The organism is Streptomyces sp. R35 (genome assembly GCF_041053035.1).
In the GTDB taxonomy this organism is placed as follows: Bacteria; Actinomycetota; Actinomycetes; order Streptomycetales; family Streptomycetaceae; genus Streptomyces; species Streptomyces lutosisoli.
The window spans coordinates 8584309-8609459 of record NZ_CP163440.1 but is presented as its reverse complement, the minus strand read 5'-3'; the positions used below and the strand labels follow the sequence as shown (position 1 = coordinate 8609459).

17 protein-coding genes and 2 pseudogenes are annotated in these 25151 nt (G+C 69.6%); 10 read left to right on the top strand and 9 right to left on the bottom strand.

Annotated features, from left to right (window positions below):
* Positions 1-96: 96 nt before the first annotated feature.
* A complete protein-coding gene (locus AB5J50_RS38725; RefSeq protein WP_369265629.1) occupies positions 97-2193 on the top strand; it encodes an autotransporter in 2097 nt (698 codons plus the stop codon).
* Between the two features lie 38 nt (positions 2194-2231).
* Here the strand turns inward: AB5J50_RS38725 and AB5J50_RS38720 are convergent, their stop codons facing one another.
* Positions 2232-2834, bottom strand: coding sequence for a nitroreductase family protein (locus AB5J50_RS38720; protein WP_369263347.1), 603 nt, complete (start codon positions 2832-2834; stop codon positions 2232-2234).
* Between the two features lie 132 nt (positions 2835-2966).
* On the opposite strand from AB5J50_RS38720, the gene mmuM reads away from it, so the two are divergent.
* Entirely contained in the window at positions 2967-3893 is a 927-nt protein-coding gene (gene mmuM / locus AB5J50_RS38715; RefSeq protein ID WP_369263346.1) for a homocysteine S-methyltransferase, read from the top strand.
* A 211-nt stretch (positions 3894-4104) separates the two neighbouring features.
* Here mmuM and argG read toward each other — a convergent pair whose 3' ends face one another.
* The gene (argG, locus tag AB5J50_RS38710; RefSeq protein WP_369263345.1) at positions 4105-5565 is read right to left on the bottom strand and encodes an argininosuccinate synthase; all 1461 of its coding nucleotides are present in this window, start codon (positions 5563-5565) and stop codon (positions 4105-4107) included.
* A 240-nt stretch (positions 5566-5805) separates the two neighbouring features.
* On the opposite strand from argG, the gene AB5J50_RS38705 reads away from it, so the two are divergent.
* Together AB5J50_RS38705 and AB5J50_RS38700 are read left to right on the top strand one after the other, a co-directional pair.
* Positions 5806-6876: a LacI family DNA-binding transcriptional regulator gene (locus tag AB5J50_RS38705; protein WP_369263344.1), complete on the top strand. Its 1071-nt coding sequence runs from the start codon at positions 5806-5808 to the stop codon at positions 6874-6876.
* Positions 6863-7057 (top strand): annotated as a pseudogene (locus AB5J50_RS38700) (hypothetical protein); the annotation flags it as partial. The gene AB5J50_RS38705 and the pseudogene AB5J50_RS38700, both read left to right, overlap by 14 nt.
* Here the strand turns inward: AB5J50_RS38700 and AB5J50_RS38695 are convergent.
* From AB5J50_RS38695 to AB5J50_RS38665, 7 genes are all read right to left on the bottom strand, one after another.
* Positions 6984-8600, bottom strand: coding sequence for a carboxylesterase/lipase family protein (locus tag AB5J50_RS38695; protein ID WP_369263343.1), 1617 nt, complete (start codon positions 8598-8600; stop codon positions 6984-6986). The pseudogene AB5J50_RS38700 and the gene AB5J50_RS38695 overlap by 74 nt on opposite strands.
* A gap of 112 nt (positions 8601-8712) precedes the next feature.
* On the bottom strand, positions 8713-9969 hold the full coding sequence (locus tag AB5J50_RS38690; RefSeq protein WP_369263342.1) for an alginate lyase family protein: 1257 nt from the start codon (positions 9967-9969) through the stop codon (positions 8713-8715).
* A 28-nt stretch (positions 9970-9997) separates the two neighbouring features.
* The gene (locus tag AB5J50_RS38685) at positions 9998-13243 is read right to left on the bottom strand and encodes an alginate lyase family protein (RefSeq protein WP_369265628.1); all 3246 of its coding nucleotides are present in this window, start codon (positions 13241-13243) and stop codon (positions 9998-10000) included.
* A 131-nt stretch (positions 13244-13374) separates the two neighbouring features.
* Positions 13375-14898 (bottom strand): glycosyl hydrolase family 28 protein, encoded by a 1524-nt coding sequence (locus tag AB5J50_RS38680; protein ID WP_369263341.1) that lies wholly within the window; start codon positions 14896-14898, stop codon positions 13375-13377.
* A gap of 40 nt (positions 14899-14938) precedes the next feature.
* Positions 14939-15838: a carbohydrate ABC transporter permease gene (locus AB5J50_RS38675; RefSeq protein ID WP_369263340.1), complete on the bottom strand. Its 900-nt coding sequence runs from the start codon at positions 15836-15838 to the stop codon at positions 14939-14941.
* The gene (locus AB5J50_RS38670; protein WP_369263339.1) at positions 15835-16836 is read right to left on the bottom strand and encodes a carbohydrate ABC transporter permease; all 1002 of its coding nucleotides are present in this window, start codon (positions 16834-16836) and stop codon (positions 15835-15837) included. Before AB5J50_RS38670 ends, AB5J50_RS38675 begins: the two co-directional genes overlap by 4 nt.
* Complete coding sequence (locus AB5J50_RS38665; RefSeq protein WP_369263338.1) at positions 16833-18182, bottom strand: extracellular solute-binding protein; 1350 nt, start codon at positions 18180-18182, stop codon at positions 16833-16835. The genes AB5J50_RS38670 and AB5J50_RS38665 overlap by 4 nt, the downstream gene beginning before the upstream one ends.
* A 929-nt stretch (positions 18183-19111) precedes the next feature.
* Between AB5J50_RS38665 and AB5J50_RS38660 the strand changes: the two genes are divergently transcribed.
* The 6 genes and pseudogenes from AB5J50_RS38660 to AB5J50_RS38635 all read left to right on the top strand — a co-directional run.
* The gene (locus AB5J50_RS38660; RefSeq protein ID WP_369263337.1) at positions 19112-20125 is read left to right on the top strand and encodes a hydroxyacid dehydrogenase; all 1014 of its coding nucleotides are present in this window, start codon (positions 19112-19114) and stop codon (positions 20123-20125) included.
* A 180-nt stretch (positions 20126-20305) separates the two neighbouring features.
* On the top strand, positions 20306-21394 hold the full coding sequence (locus AB5J50_RS38655) for a LacI family DNA-binding transcriptional regulator (protein ID WP_369263336.1): 1089 nt from the start codon (positions 20306-20308) through the stop codon (positions 21392-21394).
* A gap of 382 nt (positions 21395-21776) precedes the next feature.
* The gene (locus AB5J50_RS38650; RefSeq protein ID WP_369263335.1) at positions 21777-23111 is read left to right on the top strand and encodes an ABC transporter substrate-binding protein; all 1335 of its coding nucleotides are present in this window, start codon (positions 21777-21779) and stop codon (positions 23109-23111) included.
* A gap of 10 nt (positions 23112-23121) precedes the next feature.
* Positions 23122-24006: a carbohydrate ABC transporter permease gene (locus AB5J50_RS38645; protein ID WP_369263334.1), complete on the top strand. Its 885-nt coding sequence runs from the start codon at positions 23122-23124 to the stop codon at positions 24004-24006.
* Positions 24006-24920 carry a carbohydrate ABC transporter permease gene (locus AB5J50_RS38640; RefSeq protein WP_369263333.1) on the top strand — a complete coding sequence of 305 codons (915 nt, stop codon included), beginning with the start codon at positions 24006-24008 and terminating at the stop codon, positions 24918-24920. Before AB5J50_RS38645 ends, AB5J50_RS38640 begins: the two co-directional genes overlap by 1 nt.
* Positions 24917-25072, top strand: a pseudogene (locus AB5J50_RS38635) (family 43 glycosylhydrolase); the annotation flags it as partial. The gene AB5J50_RS38640 and the pseudogene AB5J50_RS38635, both read left to right, overlap by 4 nt.
* Between the last annotated feature and the right edge of the window lie 79 nt (positions 25073-25151).

Below are 25151 nucleotides of genomic sequence, written 5' to 3'. Positions count from 1 at the left end.
GGAACCTTCGCCGGCACGGCACCCGGCAGCCGGGGGGGGGGAGAGACGGTCGCCAAGTTTCTGTTATCGGTGGCCGTCCGGGCCGTCTCCGATGATGTGCGCAGCCATATCCCCCACAAGTCAGCGGCCGCCGCCGGGGTCCTCGCGGCGGTCGCCCTCATGCTCACCTCCCCCACCGCGACGGCCGCCACGAGCCGGGATGCCACGGCCGATGTGCTCGCGGGCCGGGACGTGACGCTCACCGGCGACACGGTGGTGACCGTGCCGGCCGGTACGACGACGTACGACGGGGTGTTCCATGGCGTGGGCACACTCACCGTGCGCGGCGGCGGGACCCTGATCCTGACCAAGGACAGCGACTTCACGCTCCCGGCGGCCCGGCAGCGGCAGAAGGTGACCACCCAGGGCGGCAACCACCCGTACACCACGGTCAGCAACCCCGACCCGCCGGCGATCACGGTCGCCCGCGGTACGACCCTGCAGTACGGCACCGGCGGCGGGACGGGCCTCATCGGCCACTTCCCCTACAGCACGCCCGGCTACCAGTTGAACCAGCTCAACGTCCGGGTCGACGGCACCCTCCGCCTCTCCCTGACCCGCACCTTCAACATCGGCACGATCAGCGGCTCGGGCCTGGTCACCCAGCCCCGCAACATGTGGGGCACGCTGGACCTGGCCGGAACCCACCCCTTCTCCGGGGTGATCGACAACGGCACGGGCATGGCGGTGGGCCGCCCCGAGTACCCCGTGGCCCTCCCGAACGCCCGCGCCGTCCTCAACCAGGGCTCCTGGATCATCGACACCCCGCTGTACCAGACGATCACCCTTCGCCAGAACTTCTACCAGCGTGAGTACGGCAGCGACGTCAACGTCCATACGCGGCCCGGCAGCAAGGTGGTGCTCACCGGCCAGTACAGCTACAGCGACCGGGGCGGCGACACGCATCCGTCCCTGAGCGACCCGGGCATCAACTGGCGTGCGATCGCCCACCAGTTGAACAAGCGTGGCACCAATATCGAGGGGGCGAACGTCCAGTGGGGCGACGGTACGACCCACAAGATCTTCATGCCGGGCACCAAGGACACCGTCTACATCAACCTGCACGAGGCGAGCGGGCGGCGCTCGCTGCTGACGTTCGCCTACGACGGCCCGGTCACGCTGGGCGCCCCCATCGGCGGCGGCAGGTACCACGACACGCTGGCCGCACCCGGCGCCGGGGACGTCGTGATCAAGGGGACGCGGGGCAATGACGTCACGTTCGCGGCCAAGCAGTACTACGACGGGTCGACGACGATCGAGAAGGGAGCCGTGCTGCGCCTGGGCTCGGGCGAACGGGGCGGCGACGGTGCGCTGATGACGGGCACGGAGCGGCGCCGCGTGGTGAACGACGGCACGCTGATCGTCCGCAACACCTCAACTCCCCTGTCGTTCTCCCGACTTGGCGGCAGCGGCGGGTTCACCCAGGCGGGCGCCGCGACGACGACGCTCACGGGTGGCGGGGTGACGTACACGGGAACGACGACGGTCACGAAGGGCACGCTCGCCCTGACCGGGGGCGCCTCGCTCGCCCACAGCAAGGCGATCCGGCTCACCTCACCGGGCGCACGCCTGGACGCTCGCGCGACCGGCCTGCGGGTGACGACCTCACTCACCGGCAAGGGCACGGTGCGGGGCTCGCTGACGAACGAGGGAGTGGTGGCGGGCGCTCTGACCGTGACCGGCGACTACACCCAGCACGCCCAGGGCGAACTGGTCCTCCGCGACAAGCCCTTGAAGGTGACCGGAGCCGTCCGCCTCGCCGGCGACCTGGACCTCTCGGCGGCTGCGACCGACCCCGCTCCCAAGATCACCCTCCTCGACCACACGGGCCACGAGAAGACCACCGGCACCTTCACCCACCTCGCCGAGGGCGCCACCCTCAAGCTCGCCGACACGACGTACCGCATCAGCTACCACGGGGGCGACGGCAACGACGTGGTCCTCAAGGCCGCCACGTCGAAGCATCCGCCGGCAAGCCCGTCGGCCTCCGCCGCGCCTTCCGTGAAGCACACCGCCCTCGACAGGACCGACCACACGCGCACCTGGTGGCCGCTCCTGCTCGTCCCGATGCTGCTGGGCGCGCTGGCCGTACCCTCGGCCCGGCGCAAGCGCGCCCGCCGCCAGGACGGACGACGGCACGCGGCCTCACGGTGACCTCACCCCGAGGCGGCCCATGAGGTGACGTCTCCCGCTCAGTGGTGTCGGCCCCAGTGCCCGCGGTGGATGACCTCGTCCGCTCCGCGTCGGCGTTCCGCGACCCGCGTGCTCTGCTGGGGAACATCATCGGCGCGGTAGCCGATCGTGATCCCGCCGATCGGGTCGTACGCCTCGGGCACCCCGAACTCGGCGCGGAAGGGCCGCAGGTGCTCGGGCATGATGCCGAAGAAGCAGGCGTCGAGTCCTTCGTCGATCGCGCTCAGCAGCATCAGGAGTGCGGCCATCCCCGTGTCTATGTACCAGTAGGGAGCGGGCCAGCGGGCTTCGGCGCGGTCCTCCCACCCCTTGTCCGGTTCGGCGTAGCGCTCCAGATAGGCCGCCTTGTGGGCCAGCGGCACCACGACCAGCGGGGCGTCCTGCATGGTCGGCGTCTGCTCGGTACGGGTGGGGACGAACGGCCAGAAGCGGGCGCGGTCGGCGGGATCGGTCAGGGCGAGGAATGCCCAGCCCTGGGAGAAGCCGGCCGATGGCGCGCGCAGGGCGGAGGCGAGGATGCGCTCGACCACCTCCGGAGCCACGGGCTTGTCGGAGTAGTGCCGGATCATGCGTCGGCGGCGGACCACCTCGGAGAATTCCATGCGGAGAGACCTTGCCAGAGCCAGGTACTCCTATGTCCCACGTCTCGGGCAATTACGTCCCACATCTCGGGCAAATTGTTCATCTGGTGGACGCGAAGAGGCGCGGCCTCCCGTATCGACTAGCGTCGTGACATGACCAGCGACACCTCCCGCAGCCTCGCCGACGCGCTCTCCGCCGGCCCGGTCGTCCTCGACGGCGGCATGTCCAACCAGCTCGAATCGGCCGGTCACGACCTGAGTGACGAGCTGTGGTCGGCGCGACTGCTCGCGGAGCGGCCCGAGGCGATCGTCGAGGCGCATCTCGCCTACTTCGAAGCGGGCGCGGACGTGGCGATCACGTCGAGCTACCAGGCGACCTTCGAAGGCTTCGCCAAGCGCGGCATCCCCCACGAGAGGGCCGCCGAACTTCTCGGCCTCAGCGTCGAGCTGGCCCGCGAGGCCGCCCGGCGCGCACACACGAAGGGCGTCTCACGGCCGCTGTGGGTGGCCGCGTCGGTCGGGCCGTACGGGGCGATGCTCGCGGACGGGTCGGAGTACCGGGGGCGGTACGGGCTGAGCGTGGCCGAGCTGGAGCGGTTCCACCGCCCGCGTCTGGAGGTACTGGCCGCCGCCGCGCCCGACGTGCTGGCCCTGGAGACCGTGCCGGACGCCGACGAGGCGCGGGCGCTGCTGCGGGGTGTGCGGGGGCTCGGTGTGCCGGCGTGGCTGTCGTACAGCGTCGCCGGAGACCGTACGCGGGCCGGGCAGCCACTGGAGGAGGCCTTCGCTCTGGCCGCCGACGCGGACGAGATCATCGCGGTCGGTGTGAACTGCTGTGCTCCGGAGGATGTGGACTCCGCGATCGCGACCGCGGCGCGCGTCGCCGGCAAGCCGGTTGTCGTCTATCCGAACAGCGGGGAGGCGTGGGACGCGGAGGCTCGCGCGTGGACCGGGCGGTCCACGTTCGCCGCCGAGCAGGTTGCCGGGTGGGAGCGGGCGGGGGCTCGGCTTGTCGGTGGGTGCTGCCGGGTGGGGCCGGGGGCGATCGCGGGGATCAGCGAGGCGCTGCGGGCGGCGTAACGGGGTTTCGCCCCCGCCGCCCCTACCCGTCCCATCCCGTTCCTGGGGGCTCCGCCCCCAGACCCCCAAAAGATTGCGCAGTTCCCCGCGCCCCTGAAAAGACCGGGGCTGTTTGTCGTCTGCGGGGCGGTGGGGGCTGGTCGCGCAGCGTCCCCGCGCCCCTGACGGGGCACGGGGACGCTGCCCAGGTGCGTACGACCGGTGAGCGAGCTCAGTCCGTTCCGGACTCCATCGCTGCGCGGTCCAGCATCGCCTCTTCGGCGGTCTCCTCGGCCGTGGCCTCGCCGCGGGAGGCGATCGCCTCGGCGCCGCCCTGGTCCATGGCGCCGATGAGACCGGTGGCGGCCGCCTGCGCGGCGCCGATCGGCGTCGGGTGGGCGGTGCCGACCAGGCCGAGGCCCACGTACTGCTCAAGGCGCGCACGGGAGTCGGCGATGTCCAGGTTCCGCATGGTGAGCTGGCCGATGCGGTCCACCGGGCCGAACGCCGAGTCCTCGGTGCGCTCCATGGAGAGCTTGTCCGGGTGGTAGCTGAGCGTCGGGCCCCGGGTGTCGAGGACCGAGTAGTCCTCGCCGCGCCGCAGCCGCAGGGTCACCTCGCCGGTGATCGCCGCGCCGACCCAGCGCTGCAGCGACTCGCGCACCATCAGCGCCTGCGGGTCGAGCCAGCGGCCCTCGTAGAGCAGCCGGCCGAGGCGGCGGCCCTCGTTGTGGTACGCGGCCACGGTGTCCTCGTTGTGGATCGCATTGACCAGGCGCTCGTAGACGATGTGCAGCAGCGCCATGCCGGGCGCCTCGTAGATGCCGCGGCTCTTGGCCTCGATGATCCGGTTCTCGATCTGGTCGGACATACCCAGACCGTGCCGGCCGCCGATCGCGTTGGCCTCCATGACGAGGTCGACCGGGGAGGCGAACTCCTTGCCGTTGATGGTGACCGGGCGGCCCTGGTCGAAGCCGACCGTCACGTCCTCCGTGCCGATCTCCACCGACGGGTCCCAGAACCGCACGCCCATGATCGGGTCGACCGTCTCGATGCCGGTGTCGAGGTGCTCCAGGGTCTTGGCCTCGTGCGTGGCGCCCCAGATGTTGGCGTCAGTGGAGTACGCCTTCTCCGTCGAGTCCCGGTACGGCAGCGCGTGCGCGAGCAGCCACTCCGACATCTCCTTGCGGCCGCCGAGCTCCGTGACGAAGTCCGCGTCCAGCCAGGGCTTGTAGATCCGCAGGTGCGGGTTGGCGAGCAGCCCGTACCGGTAGAACCGCTCGATGTCGTTGCCCTTGAACGTGGAGCCGTCACCCCAGATCTGCACCCCGTCCTCGAGCATGGCCCGCACCAGCAGCGTGCCGGTCACGGCACGCCCCAGCGGCGTGGTGTTGAAGTACGGGCGCCCGCCCGACTTGATGTGGAACGCGCCGCACGCGAGCGCCGCCAGCCCTTCCTCGACCAGCGCGGCACGGCAGTCGACGAGCCGGGCGATCTCGGCGCCGTACGCGAAGGCGCGGTCGGGCACGGAGGCGATGTCGGGCTCGTCGTACTGGCCGATGTCGGCGGTGTACGTGCACGGGACGGCACCCTTGTCGCGCATCCAGGCGACAGCGACCGACGTGTCGAGCCCGCCGGAGAAGGCAATGCCGACGCGCTCGCCGGTGGGGAGGGAGGTGAGGACCTTGGACATGGCAAGATTATGCAACATCTCGCATTTTCATGCAATGCCGGCACCCAAAGCGCCCGGGACGAGCCGCGGCACAGCGGTGAAACTTTCGCATTGCCCGCCCCGGCCCCGCCCCTCGTCCCGCGCCGCTCCCCCTGCTAGCCTCCGGCTCGGGAACCGGTTGCCGTGCGTGTTGCCGCACTTCCCGAGGGGCCCCGGCGCCGGAGACGTCGTCGCCCGGGGGCGGAGGAAAGGGGCCAGGGGATGACGAGGAAGAGCACCACCGACGCCGGGGGCCGGCACACGATCCGGGACGTGGCGGCGCACGCGGGGGTGTCGGCGTCGACGGTGTCGCGGGTGCTCGGCGGCGAGTACCCGGTGAGCACGACGACGCGTACGCGGGTGATGCGGGCGGTGCGCGATCTGGACTATGTCGCCGACGCCCGCGCCAAGGCGATCGCGGGGGCCGGTACACCGACGCTCGCGTTCGTGCTGGACGACATCACCGGCCCGTCGTTCGCGCTCATGGCGCACGGGGTGGAGCGCGAGGCGACCCGGCTCGGGCATCTGTGCCTGGTGTGCAGCACGGACGGCGACGCCGAACACCAGCTGGAGTTCATCGAGATGATGCGCGCCCAGCGGGCCGCCGCGGTGATCCTGGTCGGCGGCGCCACCGACACCCCGGAGTACCGCGAACGCATGGCCCGCATCGCCGACTCACTGGCGTCGGCGGGATCGCGGCTCGTCCTGTGCGGACGCCCGCCGCTCGCGCCCGGAACGCCGGTCACCGTCATCGAGTACGACAACGAGGGCGGCGCCTACGCCCTGTGCGCGCACGTCCTGGCCCAGGGCCACCGGCGGGTGCTGTTCCTCGGGGGCCTCGCGGACAACACCACGGCCCAGGGGCGCGAGAGCGGCTATCTCGCCGCCCACCGGGCCCGCGGCCTCGACCCGGACCCGGCGCTGCGGCTGTACGGCGACTTCACCCGCGACTCCGGTCACCGCCTGATGCGCCAAGCCCTCGCGCAGGGGCTGGAGTTCACGGCCGTCATGGCCTCCACCGACATGGTCGCCTCCGGCGCGCTGACCGCCCTCCACGAAGCGGGCCTGCGCGTCCCGGCCGACGTCTCCCTCGCCGGTTACGACGACATCCCCTTCGCCCGGGACCTGCACCCGCCGCTCACCACCGTCCACGTCCCCTACGAGGAACTCGGCCGCCTCGCCGTCCGCACCGCCCTCGGCCGCACCCCGGACGCCCCGAACGAACACCTGCTGCTGGGCACGCACGTGGTGGTCCGGGACTCGGTGGCGGCGCCGGGCGGTGGGGCACGGTGAACACGGGGCACGGCCGGACGGCAGGCCCGACCGACACGCCCTCGCCGAGACCGCCGCCATCTCCGCCCCTCCTACCCGGGCCGGAGCTGCTCGGCGGGGCACCGTCGTCACGGCCGAGGGGCGCCGCCGGAGCGACGGAAGCGCCGTACGGCTGACAGCGGTGCCGTATTACGCGTGGGCCAACCGGCGGGAGGGCGCGATGCGGGTGTGGATTCCGGAGAGCTGACGGGCTTCGCCGACTCGGCGTCCCACAGGGCGAGTTCGCGGTCACGCGGTCCGTGGACGGTGTGGGGCTCGCCGGTTCCGAAGATACGGACCGGGTGCGAGGCGTCCCAGGCGGCCCACCCCGGGTCGCCGTCGACCGCGAACCGTACCCACGCCGTGTGCATGGCGTCGGCGAGCTCCTGCGGGGCGCCCGGACCCGCGAGCTTCGCCGACTCCGGTACGTCGGCGGTGTCGAAGACGAAGCCCAGCTCCAGGGCGTGGCAGGCACCTAGGTCCGGCACGTTCGAGGGCCACGCGAACTCGTAGACGTACGCGGGGGTCTGCCCGCGGCGCGCGTCCGCAAGGCGGTGCAGCGGCGCCCGCAGGAGATGGTCGGTGACCATCTGGCCGACGAGGTCCGCGGTGCCCGCTTCCGGGTGGAGGGCGCGGTAGCCGCGGGGCACCTCGTGACCGCAGTGGCAGCGGGCCATCGCGCCGGCCAGGGCCACCGGACCGAGCCGGTCGACCCGCTCCAGGAGGCCTCCCGGGACCAGCCACAGCCGGTACTCCTCGCTCGTCCAGCCCAGCAGCAGGTCGATGTCCGGCGCGGCTCCCTCGACCAGGGCCTCCAGCGGATCGCGCGGGACGACGTCGCCGTCGACGACGATGCCGAAGGCGGGCCCGCCGAGCACCGGGCTGCTGAGTTTCCCCACCTCGGCCTGGGTGCGCAGGAGCAGCTCGCGGTCCACGGCGGCGAACGCCTCCGCCGTCGCGGGGACCTTCAGCCGGGTGGCCATCCTGCGCACCATCCGGCGCACCTTGTCGCGGTCGCTCGCCTCGGGCGGCCCGCTCTGCAGGACGGCCCGGTGGAACAGGCCCCGGGCTCGCGGGGCGGCCAGCAGCGCGCCGATGCTGATGGCTCCGGCCGACTCGCCGAAGACGGTGACGCGGCCGGGGTCTCCGCCGAACTGGGCGATGGACTCGTGCACCCACTCCAGCGCGGCGAGCTGGTCGCGCAGCCCCGGGTTGGCGGGCGCGTCCGGGAAGAGGCCGTAACCCTCCACTCCCAGGCGGTAGTTGAAGGAGACGAAGACGACGCCGTCGCGTGCGAAGGCACGCCCGTCGTAGACGGGCACGGCCGAGGAGCCGCGGGTCAGGGCCCCGCCGTGGATCCACACCATGACGGGGAGCCGGGCGCCGGGGCCCGGCTCCGGCGTCCACACATTGAGGTTGAGGCAGTCGTCGCCGGGCACGACGGGGTCGGCGAGGAGCCGTGCGAACGCCTCCGAGTACGGCGGCTTGGGCGGCGTCGGCCCGAACGCGCTCGCGTCACGCACCCCGTCCCAGGGCTCGGGCGGCTCCGGTGGCCGGAAGCGGCGGGGGCCGAACGGCGGTGCCGCGTAGGGAATGCCGCGGAAGACGGCGATCCCGTTCTCGTACCGGCCGCGCACCGCTCCGTACGGGGTGGCGACCTCCGGGTCCTCCGTACGGGAAACCGGGTCCAACGCGTCCACCGCCATCCGACCACCAGCTCCTCACCGCGCCGCGAATCGTTCACATCAGAGCATCACATCACCTCCCGGTATTCCTGCGGACGTCCCCGTTTGGCGGACGTACCGCGTGCTGAACGTGCTATTTGGCGTACATCAGCGTCCCGAAGCCGGTCTGGTCGAAGCCTCCGCTGGTCGAGCCGTAGTCACCGCCGCCGCCCTCGGGGCGGACGCTCTCTGCCATGGCGGTGATGTACGGGACGTCGAGGCCCCTGCGGCGCGCGTAGTGGTAGTGGAGGATGTCCCACACCGGCCGGACCTGGCCGCGTGAGGCACTGGAGATCACCGTCTGCTCGCTGTACGCGCAGCTCTGGCCGGTGCCCCAGCTGTAGGTGGTGTAGGGCACGTCGTAGCCCAGGTTGTACTTGGCGACGTACTGCGCGGCCTTCATGAACCGGTTGCTGTCGTAGCCGTACAGGTCGTCGCCCTGGGACCAGGCCATCTCGCAGAACGCGCCCATCTGGCCCATGCCCATCACGGTGTGCCCCTGGTCGCGGCCCGACTCCTGCCACTGGCCGAGGTCGTAGCCGTCGACGTTCTCGTAGAGGAAGGGGACGGCGTGCGTGAGGGAGCCGTTGCCCGCGCCGTTCCTGAAGTAGTTGACCGCCTGGTCGTACTTCGCGGCGTCGTCGCACAGGATGCCGATGGCCAGGATCGAGTTCATGTTGCACAGATCCCAGTTGGCCCAGTAGTTGGTGATGCAGGCGGTGTTGTGGTTGAGCAGGAAGTCGTTGTTGAGCGGGTAGAAGACATCCAGCATCATCGCCTTGAACGCGTCGAGGTCGAACCCGCTGTAGCCACGCATGAGTTCGGCGGCGTTCGCGAACTGGTAGCCGTAGATCCCGGCGGCCAGGAACCGGTCGGCGTTGCCCGTGACGGTGGTCAGGGTCGACGACCAGGCGTTGAGGATCTTGACGGCCGTGGCGCCGTTCGCGGTCGTTCCCGCGATCTTCCAGCGCAGCGCGTTCTGGTAGGCGGCGTGGATGTCGTTGTAGAGGATGCCGTAGTTCTCGCCGGTCCCGCCGCGGATGATCGTGGCCTGCGGGTTGGGCGTCCAGGTGCTCGCCGAGTGGCTGTTGGCGGTGAGGCGGTTCCAGCCGGAGAGCCACGGGTCGTCGCCCGCGGCGACCCGTACCTTGGCGCGGTTGAGTTCGCCATAGGCGTGCAGCATTCCGGGGTGGGTGAAGGTCGCCGGTGCGGCGTCCGCGGTGCCGCCCGTCACCGCGGCGGCGGACGCCCCGACGGCGAGAGCGGCGGTGAGCCCGCCGGCGGTCTTCAGGAGACCGCGGCGGCTCAACTCGGTGTTCTGGAGGTGCTGGTGGGGGGAAGTGCGGCTCATCGCTGTGCAGCTCCAATCCAGTGGAGACCTAGGTGGGCGTGATGCTCACCTCTTCGAATTCGGTGGTGCTGCGAACCAGGGGACTGCGGGAGCAGACCACGAGGCCCACGTAGTAGGGGGCGTCACCGAAGCCGGGGATCTCTCCGTCGGCGAGGGGGGTCCAGGTGGCGCCGTCGTCGGTGGAGACGGCCGCGGCGAAGGCGGTCCCGGTGCGCTTCAGCCGCAGTAGCAGGGGAAGTTGTACGGTCGTGGTGCCGGTGAAGGCGGAGGCGCCCGCCACGGTCTTGCGCAGCATGAGCTGCGCGCTGGTCCCACCGGTGACGATCGCCCCGGCGGCCTGGTCGAACGGCGACAGCGACTTGGCCATCAGCAGTCCCAGCCGGTCGGCTGTGGCGCCGGTACGGGAGACCAGCCGGGCGGTGACCTCGCAGTCGCCGGTGACGGGCTGTCGTACGAACTGCCCTGTCATTCCTTGGTTGTTGACGGTGAGATCGGTGCCGGCACCCCGGACGGTGAAGGTCCCGCCGTCGTACGACGTGCTGCCGGGCGTACGGATCGCCACCACGCCCAGTGTCCCGAAGTCGCGGTCGTCGAGGACGACGTCACCGAGGTCGCCGTACGTCCAGGGAGCGGGCGGGGGTGTGCCTACCGTGAGGGTGAGGGTGCCGGCCCCGTCGCCGGCCGCGTTGCCCGCCGTGGTCGTGACCGTGAACTCGCCTGTCCGGGTGGGGGTTCCGGAGATCAGGCCGGTGCGCTTGTCGACACGGAGGCCGTCGGGCAGCCCGTCGGCGGTGAACCGTGCGGGCTCGTGCGAGGCCCGCAGCAGATGCCGGAACGCGACGCCCGTGTTCGCGAACGCGCTGCCTGCGGACGTGAGTTGGGGAACGGAGGGAGACGGCATCGGCGCGGCCGCCGACTCCGACAGCGGACCGCGCCCGCCGCAGTTCATCTTCGCGACGACGTAGTGGTACGTCGTGCCGGGCGTGCCCGTCGCGTCCGCGAACCGGATGCGGGTACCGAACCCGACCGGGCCGATGCCGGTCGCGATCGTCTGGTACGGACCGTCGGCGTCGGTGGCGCGCAGCACCTTGTACCGGGCGGAGGGGTCCGGATCGGTCCAGGCGAGTTCGACGGCGTCGGCGTCGCTGGTCGCCCGCAGGCCGCCCGCGGTGCGGGCGGGGCGCGGCACGGACCAGATCTCACCGGACGAGGAGGAGCTCACGCTGACGTTGTCGAAGGCGCCGGTGCCGGTCTCGGCGTAGTCCTCGTCGACGCCCAGGCAGGAGGTGAGGACGAGGCCCGCGTACACGGTGTGCCCCAACTCGACCTCGGTGGAGCCGACTTCGGTCCAGCGGATGCCGTCCGGCGAGATGGCGCCGGTGCAGCGGCGGCCCCTGCGCGTGACGCGCACCCAGTACGGCGCCCGCAGCCGGTAGCCGTCGCCCGCGCCCTCGACGTACGGGGCGTCCAGTGGGGTCGCGGACTCGGGCAGCGCGCCGAGGCTCGAGATCGGGAAGGCCGCGTTCACGGTGATCGCCTGCTGCTGGGACGGCGGCACGGGGGTGCTGCCGGTCGCGGAGACGTCCGCTCCGGCCTCGGGACGTACGGTCCACACGCCGCTCCAGGTGTGCAGCGGCAGCCCCTGGATCAGCATCGAGGCATGCGCCGCACCCGCGTCGAGCGAATCCCGGAGGGTGACGCCGATCTTGGAGTACTGCGAGCTGAGCGGCCATACGACCCGCGCGCTGACCGTACCGTCGCCGGGCAGCGGGAGGTGCGCCAGGCGGTAGGTGTCGGCGGTGCCGCTCGCTTCCAGCACGAACCGCTCGTCGTCGAAGGCGGCGGATCCGGCGATCTTCACGTCCCCGACGTCCTGGGTCGACCAAGGCTCCGGGAGACCCGCCGTGGCCGCGAACGGGCCCGAATGACCGCTGCTGCCTTGGGAGTTGGCTGCGGACACCGTGTAGTAGTGCGTCCGTCCCGCGCGCACGCCGCTGTCGGTGTACGCCGGCCTCTCGACCCCGGAGGCGATCTCCTCGTACGGGCCATCGGGCCGAGTGGCCCGCCGCACGGTGTACGTGGTCGCCCACGCGGAGGGCAGCCAGCTCACCGTGACGGCGCCGGAGTCGCCCACTGCCGTGCCGCCCGCCGGAGCCGTGGGCACGGTCGGCGCGGGGGCCGTGGCGCCGGCGTAGGCGAAAGTGCCCCAGCTGGGCAGGTCGTCGTTGCTGCCCTCGACGACGCGCGCGCCGCCGGTGCCGCGGAAGACGGCGTTCTTCGTGTACGGGGCGTCGAGGCCGCGTACGCCCGCGTAGTGCGCGTACGCCATCTCGTAGATCGGCGGCATGGTGCCGCGCCCGGTGGCCGAGACCGTCTTCTTGATGTACTTGCCGGTGCGGTCGAGGTCGGGGGTGAAGGGGACGTCGTTGCCGAGGTTGTAGCGGGCGGCGTACTCGACGTTGGCGAGGATGTGGTGGTCGTCGTGGCCCCACAGGTCGACGCCCTGGTTCCAGGCAACCTGGGCGGCGTCGGCGAGCAGGCCGACCGCGAGCTGTTCGTGGCCCTGGTCGCGACCGCTTTCCTGGCCCTGGCCCGCGTCGGTGACGATGCGGTGCGGGACGCTGCCGTTGCCCGCACCCGCGGCGGCGAAGCGCAGCGCGTCGTCGAAGAGCGCAGGCTCCTCGCAGAACACGCCGATGGCCAGGAGAGATTGAAGGGACGTCAGATCCCAGTTGCCGTTGGCGTAGAGCATGTAACAGGACACGGCCGGATACCAGACGCGCAGGAAGGACTCCTCGCAGCGCGCGATGTCCGCGTCCGGCCAACCGTCGTAGTCGCTGTGGCGCAGCAGCTCCGCCGCGTTGACGAACTTGAAGGCCTGGAGCCCGGCACCGAGCGGGCCGTCGGCGCCGGTGATGGCGGTCAGTGACGCCGACCAGGCGTTGAGGATGTCGCGGGCCTTGTCGGCGTGTGCGCGGTCGCCGGTGACGGACCAGATGAGGGCGTTCTGGTAGGCGGCGGCCGAGTCGGCCACGGCCTGGTTCTGGAAGTTGCTGGGGCCGCGCCCCCACGAGGTGATCTGGCCGGTGTTCTGCACGGTGTACGACGACGAGGAGCGAGCGTGGGCCGCGAGCGCCAAGTAGCCGTCGTAGACGGGCGACTCCTTCGCGGCGACGGCGGCCTTCATACGGGCCAGGTCGGCGGCGCTGTGCAGCAGCCCGGGGTGGGTGAAGGTCCTCGGGCCGGCGGAGCTGCCGTCCTGGGCCCGTGCCATGCCGGGCACGAGCAGTCCGCTCGCGCCCGACACCAGCCACAGGGCCGCGGCGCCGCCGAGGAAGCCTCGGCGGCCAGGACCCGCCCGGCGGACCCTGCCGGACTCGGGCCAGGGTGCCTGTGCGGGGATGCTCATGACGCGGCGGCCGCCTCGGCCTCGGCGGTGGTGAGGAAGGTGAGGTTCGTGACGTGCTCGTTGGCGAACCACTGCACCGAGTCCGTGGTCATGTACCACTTGGGCTTCTTCATCGAGTCGGCGACGACGACGCCGTTGATCACCAGGTTCTCGAAGGTGACGTTCTTGATGGCGTGGTCGGCGTCGTAGCCGAGGAACAGCGACGGGTTGGCGTGGGTGCCCGTGTAGCTGAGGTTCTTGACGTAGACGTCTTCGATGCCGCGGCCGACCGAGGTGTTGTACTTCGTGTTGTACATGATCCGCATGTGGATCACCTGGCCCCAGCGGAAGTCCTCGATCCGGACGTCCTCGATGGACACGTTCTTGATGAGGTTGGAGTCGCCGGGGTTGAGGGCGATGCAGCCCTGGTAGCCCATCTGGGGCTCGCGGTGGTCGAGGATGTCGAGGTTCTTGATGACCAGGTTCTCGATCATCTCGGGGGCGTCGGTGTTGCCGTGCGTGCCGACGTTGATCGGGTGCGCGACGTCGGCCCACAGGGTGCAGTTCTGGATGGTGATGTCGCGGGTGTCGCCGTAGTAGTCCCAGCGGTGGGCGTAGATCGCGAAGCAGTCGTCGGAGTTGCGCATGAAGCAGCCGTCGAAGACGACGCCCGTGGAGGAGAAGACGTCGAAGCCGTCGCCGTTGCCCTTCGAGCTGAACGAACGCGCCTTCTTCACATGGACGTTCTCGCTCATGCCGAACGTGCCCGCATAGCCGTTCGGGTTCATGATGATGACGTCCTCGACGCGGATGTTCTTGCTGCCCTCGCAGAGGATGCCGCCCGGGCCGGCGTTGAGCATGCCGTGGCCGGTGAGGGAGACCTTCTCCACGTTCTTGAAGAACACCTGCGCCTGCAGGACTGCGCCGCCCGCGAGGTGGACGGTCTTGCCGCTGGGCACGGTGAGGACGTTGCCCGTGACGGTGTGCACGCCGGGGCCGAAGTAGAGGACGTCCGGGTCGTCGGCGGCGGGCGGGTTGGGGTCGATGTGGTTGGTGATGATGTGGAGGGCGTCGAATATCTCGTCGTTGATCTGGACGACGACGTCACGCGGCTCATCCAGGGTGAAGCGGAGGGTGTCGCCGAGCAGTTCGGGCGTGATGGCCAGCGCGTCCGGTCTTACCCGGGCCTTGGTGGTACCGCCCTTGAGGTAGGTGACCTCGATCTCGACGGAGCCCTGGAAGTCGAAGTACACCATCGACGAGTTGAGGACCTTGCCCGACCCGGTGGTGGCGTTGATCTCCTCCAGCTGAGGACGGTAGATGTCGAGGGTCTGCCACTCGCCGTCGGGGGCGGTGCGGACCCGCACCTTGAAGCTGGTGTTGGTCGGCATGGTGGCCGGGCGGGGGTAGGTGACCAGCTTCGGCGCGGCGTTGCCGTCGTCCGCCCGGGCCGCTGTGGCCGTCAGACCGGACAGGCCGGCGGCGAGCACGGTGGCACCCGCCGCTTGGAGGGCGGTACGGCGTGACAGGGGCGTGTTCATGCATGACTCCTAGCGAGGGTGAACAGCGGTATACGGAAGGTCACTTGAGTCCGGAGGTGGACATCCCGGCGACGAAGCCGCGCTGGGCGACAAGGAAGATCAGAAGGATGGGGACGACGTACATCACCGAGCCGGCGGCCAGGAGATTGTTCACGGGCATCCCACCCTCCGTGATGTACGAGGTCATGATGGCGACGGAGAGCGTGGTGCGGTCGCTGGACAGGAGCAGCATGGGGGCGATGAAGTCGCCCCAGGTCCAGGTGAAGGCGATCACGAAGCTCGCGGCCAGGACCGGCCAGGACTGCGGCAGGAAGATCCGCCAGAAGATCCCCGCGTAGCCGCAGCCGTCGACGATCGCGGCCTCCTCCAGCTCCCGCGGCATCCCGGCGAAGAACTGCCGGAACAGGAAGACCAGATACGGAGCGGCCGCCAGCCCCCACAGCACCCATGGCCAATAGGTGTTGACCATGCCGAGCTTCGCGAAGATGAGGTACGTCGGGAAGAGCGTGATCATCTGCGGCAGCATCATCGAGCCGAGCAGCACACGGAACAGGGTCTTCTTGCCGGGAGCGTTCAGGCGGGCGAATCCGAAGCCGACCCAGGCAGAGCTCAGGGTGACCAGGGTGGCGTAGATCAGCGCGATGATGAGGGAGTTGCGGGCGTAGCCGAGGAAGTCGATATTGGTGAAGGCGTCGGCGAAGTTGTGCCACTGGATCTTGTCGGGCAGCCAGTGCACCGGGGAGGCGGCCAGTTCGGGCGTGGTCTTCAGACCGGTGATGATCAGCCAGCCGAAGGGTCCGAGCATCAGGCCGGTGATCACCACGAGGACCGTGTAGAGGACGAGGCGGGACGCGCGCACCCGCACACGGGCAGCGGACTTGGCAGTCTTGGGAGTCTCGGAGGCCTGGGAGGTCTTGGGGGTCACGCTGGTGGCGGTCACTTCTTCGCCTCCGGGTCGACGTTGTAGAACACCACACCGGACGTGGCCTTGAAGATGAGGCCGGTCGCGATGAGGATCAGGACGAAGAGCACCCACAGGAGCGCGGAGGCGTAGCCGTAGCGGCCGAGCGCGAAGTACTGCGCGAACACGTGCATCATGTACATGTAGTTGGACTGCGGGATCGCGGTGACGCCCTTGGGAGTGGCGTCCGCGGCAATCAGCAGCGGCAGGATGGTCTGCACCGAGGCGATCATCCCGGTCACGCACTGGAAGAGCAGCACCGGCGAGAGCAGCGGCACGGTGATGCTGCGGAAGGTCCGCCAGGCGCTCGCACCGTCGAGGCGGGCCGCCTCGTGGAGCTCGCGGGGCACGTCCTGGAGCCCGGCCAGCGAGATGATCATGATGTTTCCGGCGCCCCACAGCACCGCCATCAGGATCACGTAGCGGGCGTACGGGTCATCCAGCCACGCGACGGCGTCGATACCGAAAATGTGCAGGATGCCGTTGGTGGCACCCGAGTCCCTGTTGAAGAGCTGCTTGAAGATGAGACCCGCGCCCACCGGCGGTACCACGGCCGGCAGATAGAGCAGGGTGCGCCACAGGCCGCGCGCCTTGAGTGGGCGGTTGACCAGGACCGCGAGTCCGAGCCCCGCGATGATCGACAGCGGGACCGAGGTGATGGCGAACACGCCCGTGCGGCCCAGCGAGTCCCAGGTCACCGGGTCGGACAGCAGCTCACGGTAGTTGCCGAGCCCCACGTAGCGCCAGTGGGGGGAGATGCCGTCGAACGTGGTGAAGCTCAGCCACAGCGCGTACGCCATGGGGCCGACGGTCAGCAGCAGGAAGCCGATGATCCAGGGAGAGGTGAACAGGTAGAACGCCCGTTGCCGGCGTGCGGTGATGGAGGTCCGGGGCAGGTCGGCGGAGTGCGCGCGGCCGCCGGTGCGCGTGGCGGGCCGGGGTCGCTCCGCGACGGAGGGGATCTGGCCGACTGTCATCCCACCTGCTCCTTACCGCGCTTCAGCTGTTCGTTGAGGGCCGAGTTGAGGCGCCCCGCGAGGGTGTCGATGGATATCCGGCCGTTCATGGCGGCAGGAATGACCTGGTTGATGAGGGCTTCGAGCGCGTCCCACTTGGCGTAGGGGGTGAAGGGGGTCACCGAGAAGTGCTCCAGCTCGGCCTTCTGCACCTTGAGGACACGCTTTTGGTAGTCCTCCTTGTGCGGCATCAGCGGCTGGAGCGACTTCAGGCTCGGTATCCCCCAGCCGCCCGCCGCGCGGTCCTTGGCCGGCCCCTCGCCGAAGAACCACTCGAAGACCCGCCAGGCGGCGTCCTTGTTCCGCGCCTTCTTCGGCATCCACATGCCTGTGCCGCCCTGGCAGGAGCTCAGCCGCGGGCCGCCCTCGAAGACGGGGGCGGGGGCGAGGCGGGACACCTTCGCCACCTTGGGTGTTGCGTTGATCATGCCGCCGAGCCAGTAGCCGCTGCCGGACATGGCCATCCGGTCCGCGACGTAGGTGGGCCCGTCCCAGGCGTCGGGGTTGGGCTGGATGAGACTCGGCCCGACCTTGGTCTTGGCGTAGTCCACGTACCAGGTGAGAGCCTTGCGGGCCTCGGGGGTCGTGAAGTCGACGCGGCTGAAGTCTTCCGAGAAGAGGTTGCCTCCGGCGGCGGCCGTCAAGTTGGTGAAGAGGATGCCGAGACCCAGGCCGTTGTAGCTGCCGCCGTAGACGGTGGTCTGGCCGTTCTTGCGCTGGACCAGACGCTTGGCGTTGTCCAGCCACTCCTCGTACGTGATCGGCTCGGTGTCGGAGGGGTAGTCGACGCCCGCGTTGTCGAAGTGCGAGGTGTTGTACCAGAACATCGCGTCCTGGGAGAAGTCCTTCGCCATACCGTACCGGGGGCCCTTGCCCTGGGTCTTCCCGTCGTACCGCCACAGGTCGTTGGCCGGGTCCAGGTCGTCGGTCCTCAGGACGGTGGACTTGGCGAAGTACGGGTCCAGGTTCTCGGCCACGCCCCGGGCGACGAAGTACGGCGTGTCCAGGGCGCCGCTGCCACGCACCAGGTCCGGCGGGTTGCCGTTGGTGAGCATCGCGATCAGCCGGGTGATGTCGTCCTGCACCACGGTGATCTTGATACCGAGTTCCTTCTGAGCCTGCTGGATCAGCTCAGTGGAGACGTCGTCGAGTTTGACCATCATCGTGACGCTCTCGCCGCTGCCGGTCGCGGCACCGGCCACTTGCAGGGCGCAGCCGCTCAGCGCGGCCGCGCCGGCCGCGGCGCCGCCCGCCGACAGAGCGAGAAAGCGGCGGCGGCTCAGGGGAGCACCGGCACGTGGGGGCATGAACGCACCACCTCCTGCTTCGAACTGTTCGGGATTTCGGGCAGAGATCGACCTGCCCACCGCAACTCGGCCGAAATGGCAACCGGTTGTTGGGCAATGGGGCAGAGCTTCTTCCTGTCTGGAAACTGCGTCAAGACTCTTGACGGACTTTCGAAAAGACTGGGTAACCTCGGCGACATGAGCCAGCGGGCCGGAGGGACTCCGAGGAGCCTGCGACGGTCGAACGAAGGGCAGGTCAACGCCCTGCTTCTCACTCAAGAACCCTTGCACCAAGTCGAGTTGGCACGTCAGGTCGGGGTTTCCCGACCACGGTTTCGACGATCGCCGGCGAGCTGGCGGAACGCGGCCCGATCATCACGGCATACGACGTACCCGACGGCGGTCTCGACGGTCGTGCAGACAACCGGTTGCCAAAGAGTCCGTGAGCAGCAGTCGTGGCGGGCATGAACCACACCTTCGACGGCGTCCGGGTACACCTCGGCGACCTGGCCGCGGGGGAGATCACCGGCTCCGGCACGGCCTGGATCCCGCGACCGGAGCGGCCGCGCGCATCGAGGCCGGCGTGTCGGTCCTCCACCGGCTCCTGGAAGCCGCGGAGTTGGACAGACGGGGGTCAGCGGCATGGGCATGGGCGTGGGCGTGCCGGGACCCATCCACCGGGAGACCGGAGTGGCCGGGGCGCCCCTCCCGGGCCGGCCCCGGTCACACGTCCACGCCGCCGAGGAGTTGGGGCGGGCGCTCGGCCTGCCGCCGTCCTGCCGCTTTCCCCTGCCCTGACATGGGCGTACGCGACCGCGCAGGCCCATGGGCACCCGCACTCACCTCTCCGTCGCGCCGATTGACCCGCCCTTCCCGTCAGATCTACGGTAGAAGACGCTTTCTGAAAATGTTTCCATCCAATGCTTTCCATCCAGCGCTTCAGGAGAGTCATGCCCAGCCCCCAGCAGCCGAGGGCCGTGTTCGCCATGGATCCGGTGCACCTGCCACTGCTCTTCCCTCCGCCCCTCATGGCACGGCTCCAGCAGGCGGCCGATCTCGACCCCGAGCTCGTCGTCCAGGACTTCGCCGATCCCGCGGCGGCACCCGCGCTGTCCCAGGCCGAGGTGCTGATCACCGGGTGGGGCTGCCCCCACCTCGACGCGGACGTCCTGGCCGCGGCGCCCCGGCTGCGCACCGTCCTGCACGCCGCGGGCTCCGTCCGCTCCCTGGTCGGCGAGGCCCTGTGGCAGGGCGGAGTCACCGTCGTCAGCGCGGTGACCGGCAACGCGCTGCCGGTCGCGGAGTACACACTCGCCATGATCCTGCTCGCCGGAAAGGACACCTTCGCCCACCGCGAACACTTCCGGGGCACCCACACCTACCCCTCCCCCACCGAGACCGCGGACACGGGCAACCTCGGCCGCCGGGTGGGGATCATCGGCGCCTCGCGCGTGGGCCGCCGGCTGCTGGAACTCCTGCGGCCGTTCGACCTCGCCGTTTCGCTGTACGACCCCTACGTGAACGCCACCGAGGCCGCCGCTCTGGGGGTCGAACTGCTTTCACTGGAGGGCCTGTTGGACACCAGCGACATCGTCAGCCTGCACGCCCCCGACATCCCCGAGACCTATCGCATGCTCGACCGCGACCGGCTCGCCCTGATCAAGGACGGAGGTGTCCTCATCAACACCTCCCGCGGCGCTCTGGTCGACCCCGTCGCACTCACCGACGAGCTGCTCTCCGGCCGCCTGAGCGCGGTACTGGACGTCACCGAACCCGAACCGCTGCCCGCCGGATCCCCGCTCTACCACCTCCCCAACGTCTTCCTCACTCCGCACATCGCCGGCTCGCTCGGCAACGAGCTGGAACGCCTCGGCCGCATCGTGTGCGACGAGCTGGAACGCCTGGTCGCGGGCCTGCCACCGGTCCACGAGGTGTCTCACGCGGACATGACCCGTGTCGCCTGACCTCGCCCCGACTCCCAGCCGCCGCCTCGGGGAAACAGGCGGAGAAACAATGGGATACGGTTCCAGCACCGGCGGGGGGAGGAACCCCGGAGGGGGCTCGGGGGCAGGCCCCCGGAGGGGACTCCGGACGGGCCCCGGCTCATCCGGTGAGGAAGTCTCTACGGCGAAGGAGCCGCTACGGTGAGTCAGCGCAAGGCATCGGGTGACTCCGGACGTGCCACCATCCGGGACGTCGCGGAGCGGGCGGGCGTCTCGGTCGCCAGCGTCTCGCGCGTCCTGTCCGGCAACTATCCGGTGTCGGAGGAACTCCGCCGCCGGGTGATGAAGGTCGTACGGGACCTGGACTACGTCACCAACGCGCACGCCCGCTCGCTTGCGGGTGGCGGCACGCCGACGGTGGCCATCCTCATCAACCACATCACCGGCGCCGCCTTCGCCCACGTGGCCCAGGGAGTCGAGGGCGCCGCCTCGTTGCGCGGCTGGCTCTCGCTGGTCGGCACCACCGGGGACGATCCGGAGCGGGAACTGGCCCTGGTCAACCTCATGCGCCAGCAGGGCGTCGCCGCGGTGGTCCTGCTCGGCGGCGCGTACGACTTCGACGAGTACCAGCTGAGGATGGCCCGGTTCGCCCGCTCCCTGGACGCGGCCGGCTCCCATCTCGTCCTGGTCGGCCGACCGCCCCTGGAGGGCGACGTACCGGCGACGACGGTCGACTACGACAACGAGGGCGGCGCCTATGCCATGGCCAGCCACCTCCTGTCCGCGGGCCATCGCCGGGTCCTGGTGCTGCCGGGCCATGCCGAACTCACCACGGCCCAGGGCCGCTTGAAGGGCGCCCGGCGGGCCTTCGAGGCGTACGGCGTGCCCTTCGATCCGGGCCTGGTGCTGCACGGCCCGTACGACTACGAGCACGGGTACGACGCGGTCGAGGAGAGCCTGCGGCGGAAGCTGGACTTCACGGCGGTGCTCGCGGGCACCGACGTGGTCGCCGCCGGTGCGATGCAGGCCCTGCGCGCGGCCGGGCTGCGGGTGCCCGAGGACGTATCGATCGTCGGCTACGACGACATCCCGCTGGCCTCCCAGCTCACTCCGCAGCTGACCACCGTGCACGTCCCGTACGAGGAGATGGGTCGCGTCGCGCTGCGCGCGGTGGCCGACCGGCGCGAGGGCGGCTCCGGCCGCCGCAAGGGCGGCGACGGCGAGCACCTCGTCCTGGGCACGCATGTCGTCGTACGGAATTCCGTCATGCCGCCGACCCGGCGCCCCTGAGCCGACGCTCCTGGCGAGCAAGGTTACGTAACCGTTTTCACGCTGTATCCGAGGCGTTCCGAGAACGCCCGTGGCGTCCGCACAGCCCCGTTCGGGCGCCACGAATACACCGCTCACCTGCACGGATCGACTCGCGAGCGACAACACCCCAGGACCCGCGGACGTCACCTGACGGACAGCCCGGCGTAATAAATTCCGCCCCGCCTCTTGCTCCAGGCTGACGCAGGGGCCTACCGTCCACAGCAACCGCTTACTACAGCTTCCGCTTGGCCGTCCCCCACGCAACCGCGAGCCGCCGGTTTCCCGGCCGCCGTTTCTGGCCAACACCGAGCCGCCGTCCTCTCGTTCTGAGAACGCCTACATTCCGAAGGATCACGGTCAGATGAACTCCATCACCTCCAGGAGAAGGTTCGCCCGGGCCGCAGTCGCCGGTCTCGCGCTGACAGGTCTGCTCACCGCATGCGGCGGATCCGGCTCCGGGGAGGACTCCAAGTCCTCCGGTCCGGTCACCCTCCCCTTCTGGGGCTGGGCAAACGGCCAGGAAGCCGTCGTCAAGGCCTTCAACGCGAGCCACAAGGACATCAAGCTCAAGTACACGAAGGTCACCGACCAGCTGACCATGCAGAAGCAGCTGACCAACGCCGTCAAGGCGGGCAACGCGCCCTGTCTGGTGCAGAACACCGCCGAGTACGTCACCACGTGGGTCTCGCAGGGGGCGCTCGCCGACATCACCAAGTACGTCGAGCCGGGCAAGGACAAGTTCAACGCCGGTGCCTGGGCCGGTGCCCAGGTGCAGGGCAAGGTCTATGGCGTTCCCACCAGCTCCGCGCCCGCCTTCACCATCTACCGCACCGACATCTTCAAGAAGTACGGCCTCAAGGCGCCGGCGACCTGGGACGACTTCGTCGCCGCCGGCAAGGTGCTGAAGAAGCACGGCATCAAGCTCACCAACTACGCCGGTGAGGACCCGAGCACCCTGGAGGTGCTCGCCATGCAGGCCGGGGCGCACTGGTACAGCATCGACGGCAACGCGTGGAAGGTGAACTTCCAGGACGCGGGCACAATCAAGGCGGCGAAGGTGATCCAGGAGATCATCGACAACGACCTGAACTCCAAGCTCTCCTTCGCCGACTACGCGGCCGTGCAGCGCAACTACGACAACGGCGGCACGGCGACCCGGCAGATCTCCACCTGGCAGATGGCCGGCATGGTGCAGAACTTCACCAAGTCCAACGGGCAGTGGGCGCTGTCACCGTGGCCGACCTTCCAGGGTGAGGCCGCCAAGACCCCGGCCGGTACCAACCAGAGCGGCGGGCTGACCCTGGTGACCAAGCAGTGCAAGAACCAGGAGCAGGCCGCCCAGGCGGCGCTGTGGATGTCCACCAACACCGGCGCGGTCAAGACCATGGCGAGCCCGACCACCGGCAACGGCGTCATGCCCGCGCTGGCCGACAGCGACTCGTACGTCGGCGAGGCCATCTCGGACAAGCTGCTCGGCGACAACTACGAGCCGGCCAGGAAGGTCGTGACGGACAGCCTGGGCACGGTCACCACCGACTGGACCTTCGGCCCGGACTGGACCGCGATGTTCACCGAGATGCAGAGCGGCTGGGCCAAGGTCATCAACAAGGACGAGAAGGTCACCGACCTGCTGGCACACATGCAGGAGTGGACGGTCAAGGACCTCAAGTCCCGCGGTATCAGCGTCAAGGGCTGAGGCACCACCGATGATCCGCTCTCAGCGCTGGAAGGGTGCCGCCTTCACGGTGCCCTTCCAGCTCGGCTTCGTCTTCCTGTACCTCGTCCCGATCGGCTACGCCGTCTACCAGTCGCTGTTCCTGGAGCAGCAGTCCGGGCTCGGGCTCGGCGGCGCGACGGAGAAGTTCGTCGGCCTCGACAACTACCAGCACGGCCTTACCGACTCGGCGTTCATGAACTCCGTCCTGCGGGTGTTCCTGTTCGCCTGCGTGCAGATCCCGGCGATGCTCGCCATCAGCCTGCTGCTCGCCCTGCTCCTCGACGCGCTCACCGCACGGGCGGCGAGCAGGTTCCGGATCGTGCTGCTGATCCCGTACATGATCCCCGGGGTGGTCGCCGCCATCGTGTGGATCAACCTCTACAGCCCCGCTGTGGGTCCGCTGACGTCATTGGGCGACCTCTTCGGGTTCCACTGGAACTTCTTCGCACCCTCGATGGTGTGGCCTTCCATCGGCAACCTGCTCACCTGGCACGGCATCGGCTACAACATGGTGATCATCTACTCTGCGCTCCAGGGCGTGCCCCGCGAGCTGTTCGAGGCAGCGCGCCTCGACGGCGCCTCCGAGGCGCGCATCGCGCTGAGCATCAAGATCCCGTACGTCCGCGGAGCGCTGGTGCTGACCGGACTGCTGTCCATCATCCAGATGCTGCAGATCTTCAACGAGCCCGCGCTGTTCAGGAATGTCACTCCGCAGACGGTCGACGACAGCTTCACCCCGATCATGATCATCTACAACCAGGCGTTCAACTCCGGCAACTACCACTACGCCGCGGCCCTGTCGGTGCTGCTCGCCGTCATCCTCGGCGTCGCCTCCTTCCTCTTCTACCGGCTGACCTCGAAGGAGGCCGACTGATGACGCTGACCGAAAAGGGCACCGAGCGGCCTCCCGCCCGTCCCGTCCGCCGGCTCGCCCGCCCCGACGGCGCCTCGCGCGGACGCGGCGGCCAGCGCTTCATCCTGATCGGCCTGGTCCTGGCCAGCGCCTACAGCCTCTTCCCGGTGTACTGGCTGATGGTTGCCGCCACCAAGGACCGGACCGGGCTGTACCAGAGCAACGGCCTGTGGTTCTCCGGCATGCACCTGTGGGACAACCTGCACCAGCTGTTCACCTACGAGCACGGCATCTTCCTGCGCTGGACCGCCAACTCCTTCCTGTACGCGGGAGTCGGCTCCCTCGGTGGCACCCTCATCGCTCTGGCCACGGGATACGGCTTGGCCCGCTTCGACTTCCCCGGGCGCAATGTGGTGTTCGCGTGCGTCGTGGGATCCTTCCTGATCCCGCTCGCCCTGCTGACCCTCCCGCTGTATCTGCTGTTCTCGTCCATCGGGCTGGTCGACACCCCCTGGGCCATGCTCATCCCGTGTCTGATCAACCCGTTCAGCGTGTACCTGGCCAAGGTCTACACCGAATCCACGATTCCGTACGAACTCCTGGAGGCGGCCCGTCTGGACGGTGCCGGTGAGCTGCGCATTTTCTTCAGCATCGTGCTGCGGATGATGACCACGGGCGGCGCCACCGTGTTTCTGCTCGCCTTCGTCAACACCTGGAACGCGTTCTTCCTCCCGCTGACCGTGCTGCGTGGCGAGGAGAACTGGACTCTCAACATCGGCCTGTACAACTGGACCGGCAAGCGTCTGGAGTCCGGCGTCGACCTGACCAGCCTCGTCCTGACCGGCGCGCTGCTGTCCATCGTGCCGCTCGCCGTCATGATGACCGCGATGCGCCGCTACTGGCGGTCGGGCGTCACCCTGGGAGCCCTCAAGTGACCGGGCCCCGAACCGTGGCGCACAACCCCGTCATCCGCGGCTTCGCCCCGGACCCCTCGCTGGTCCGGGTCGGCGAGTGGTACTACGTGGCAACCAGCTCGTTCGAGTGGTTCCCCACGATTCCTCTCCACCGGTCCCGGGACCTGGCCCACTGAGAGTACCCGGGACGACCCTGAAGTGCCGTTGAGAAGGCCGGGCATGCGGAACTGGTCGAGACGCGGGACGGCGAGT

Coding starts and splice junctions, on each gene's coding strand:
- AB5J50_RS38680 (WP_369263341.1), bottom strand. CDS start 14,898: ATGAACACGCCCCTGTCACGCCGTACCGCCCTCCAAGCGGCGGGTGCC.
- argG (WP_369263345.1), bottom strand. CDS start 5,565: ATGTCCAAGGTCCTCACCTCCCTCCCCACCGGCGAGCGCGTCGGCATT.
- AB5J50_RS38690 (WP_369263342.1), bottom strand. CDS start 9,969: ATGAGCCGCACTTCCCCCCACCAGCACCTCCAGAACACCGAGTTGAGC.
- AB5J50_RS38670 (WP_369263339.1), bottom strand. CDS start 16,836: ATGACAGTCGGCCAGATCCCCTCCGTCGCGGAGCGACCCCGGCCCGCC.
- AB5J50_RS38705 (WP_369263344.1), top strand. CDS start 5,806: ATGACGAGGAAGAGCACCACCGACGCCGGGGGCCGGCACACGATCCGG.
- AB5J50_RS38650 (WP_369263335.1), top strand. CDS start 21,777: ATGAACTCCATCACCTCCAGGAGAAGGTTCGCCCGGGCCGCAGTCGCC.
- AB5J50_RS38645 (WP_369263334.1), top strand. CDS start 23,122: ATGATCCGCTCTCAGCGCTGGAAGGGTGCCGCCTTCACGGTGCCCTTC.
- AB5J50_RS38685 (WP_369265628.1), bottom strand. CDS start 13,243: ATGGCACGGGCCCAGGACGGCAGCTCCGCCGGCCCGAGGACCTTCACC.
- AB5J50_RS38640 (WP_369263333.1), top strand. CDS start 24,006: ATGACGCTGACCGAAAAGGGCACCGAGCGGCCTCCCGCCCGTCCCGTC.
- AB5J50_RS38665 (WP_369263338.1), bottom strand. CDS start 18,182: ATGCCCCCACGTGCCGGTGCTCCCCTGAGCCGCCGCCGCTTTCTCGCT.
- AB5J50_RS38720 (WP_369263347.1), bottom strand. CDS start 2,834: ATGGAATTCTCCGAGGTGGTCCGCCGCCGACGCATGATCCGGCACTAC.
- AB5J50_RS38695 (WP_369263343.1), bottom strand. CDS start 8,600: ATGGCGGTGGACGCGTTGGACCCGGTTTCCCGTACGGAGGACCCGGAG.
- mmuM (WP_369263346.1), top strand. CDS start 2,967: ATGACCAGCGACACCTCCCGCAGCCTCGCCGACGCGCTCTCCGCCGGC.
- AB5J50_RS38660 (WP_369263337.1), top strand. CDS start 19,112: ATGCCCAGCCCCCAGCAGCCGAGGGCCGTGTTCGCCATGGATCCGGTG.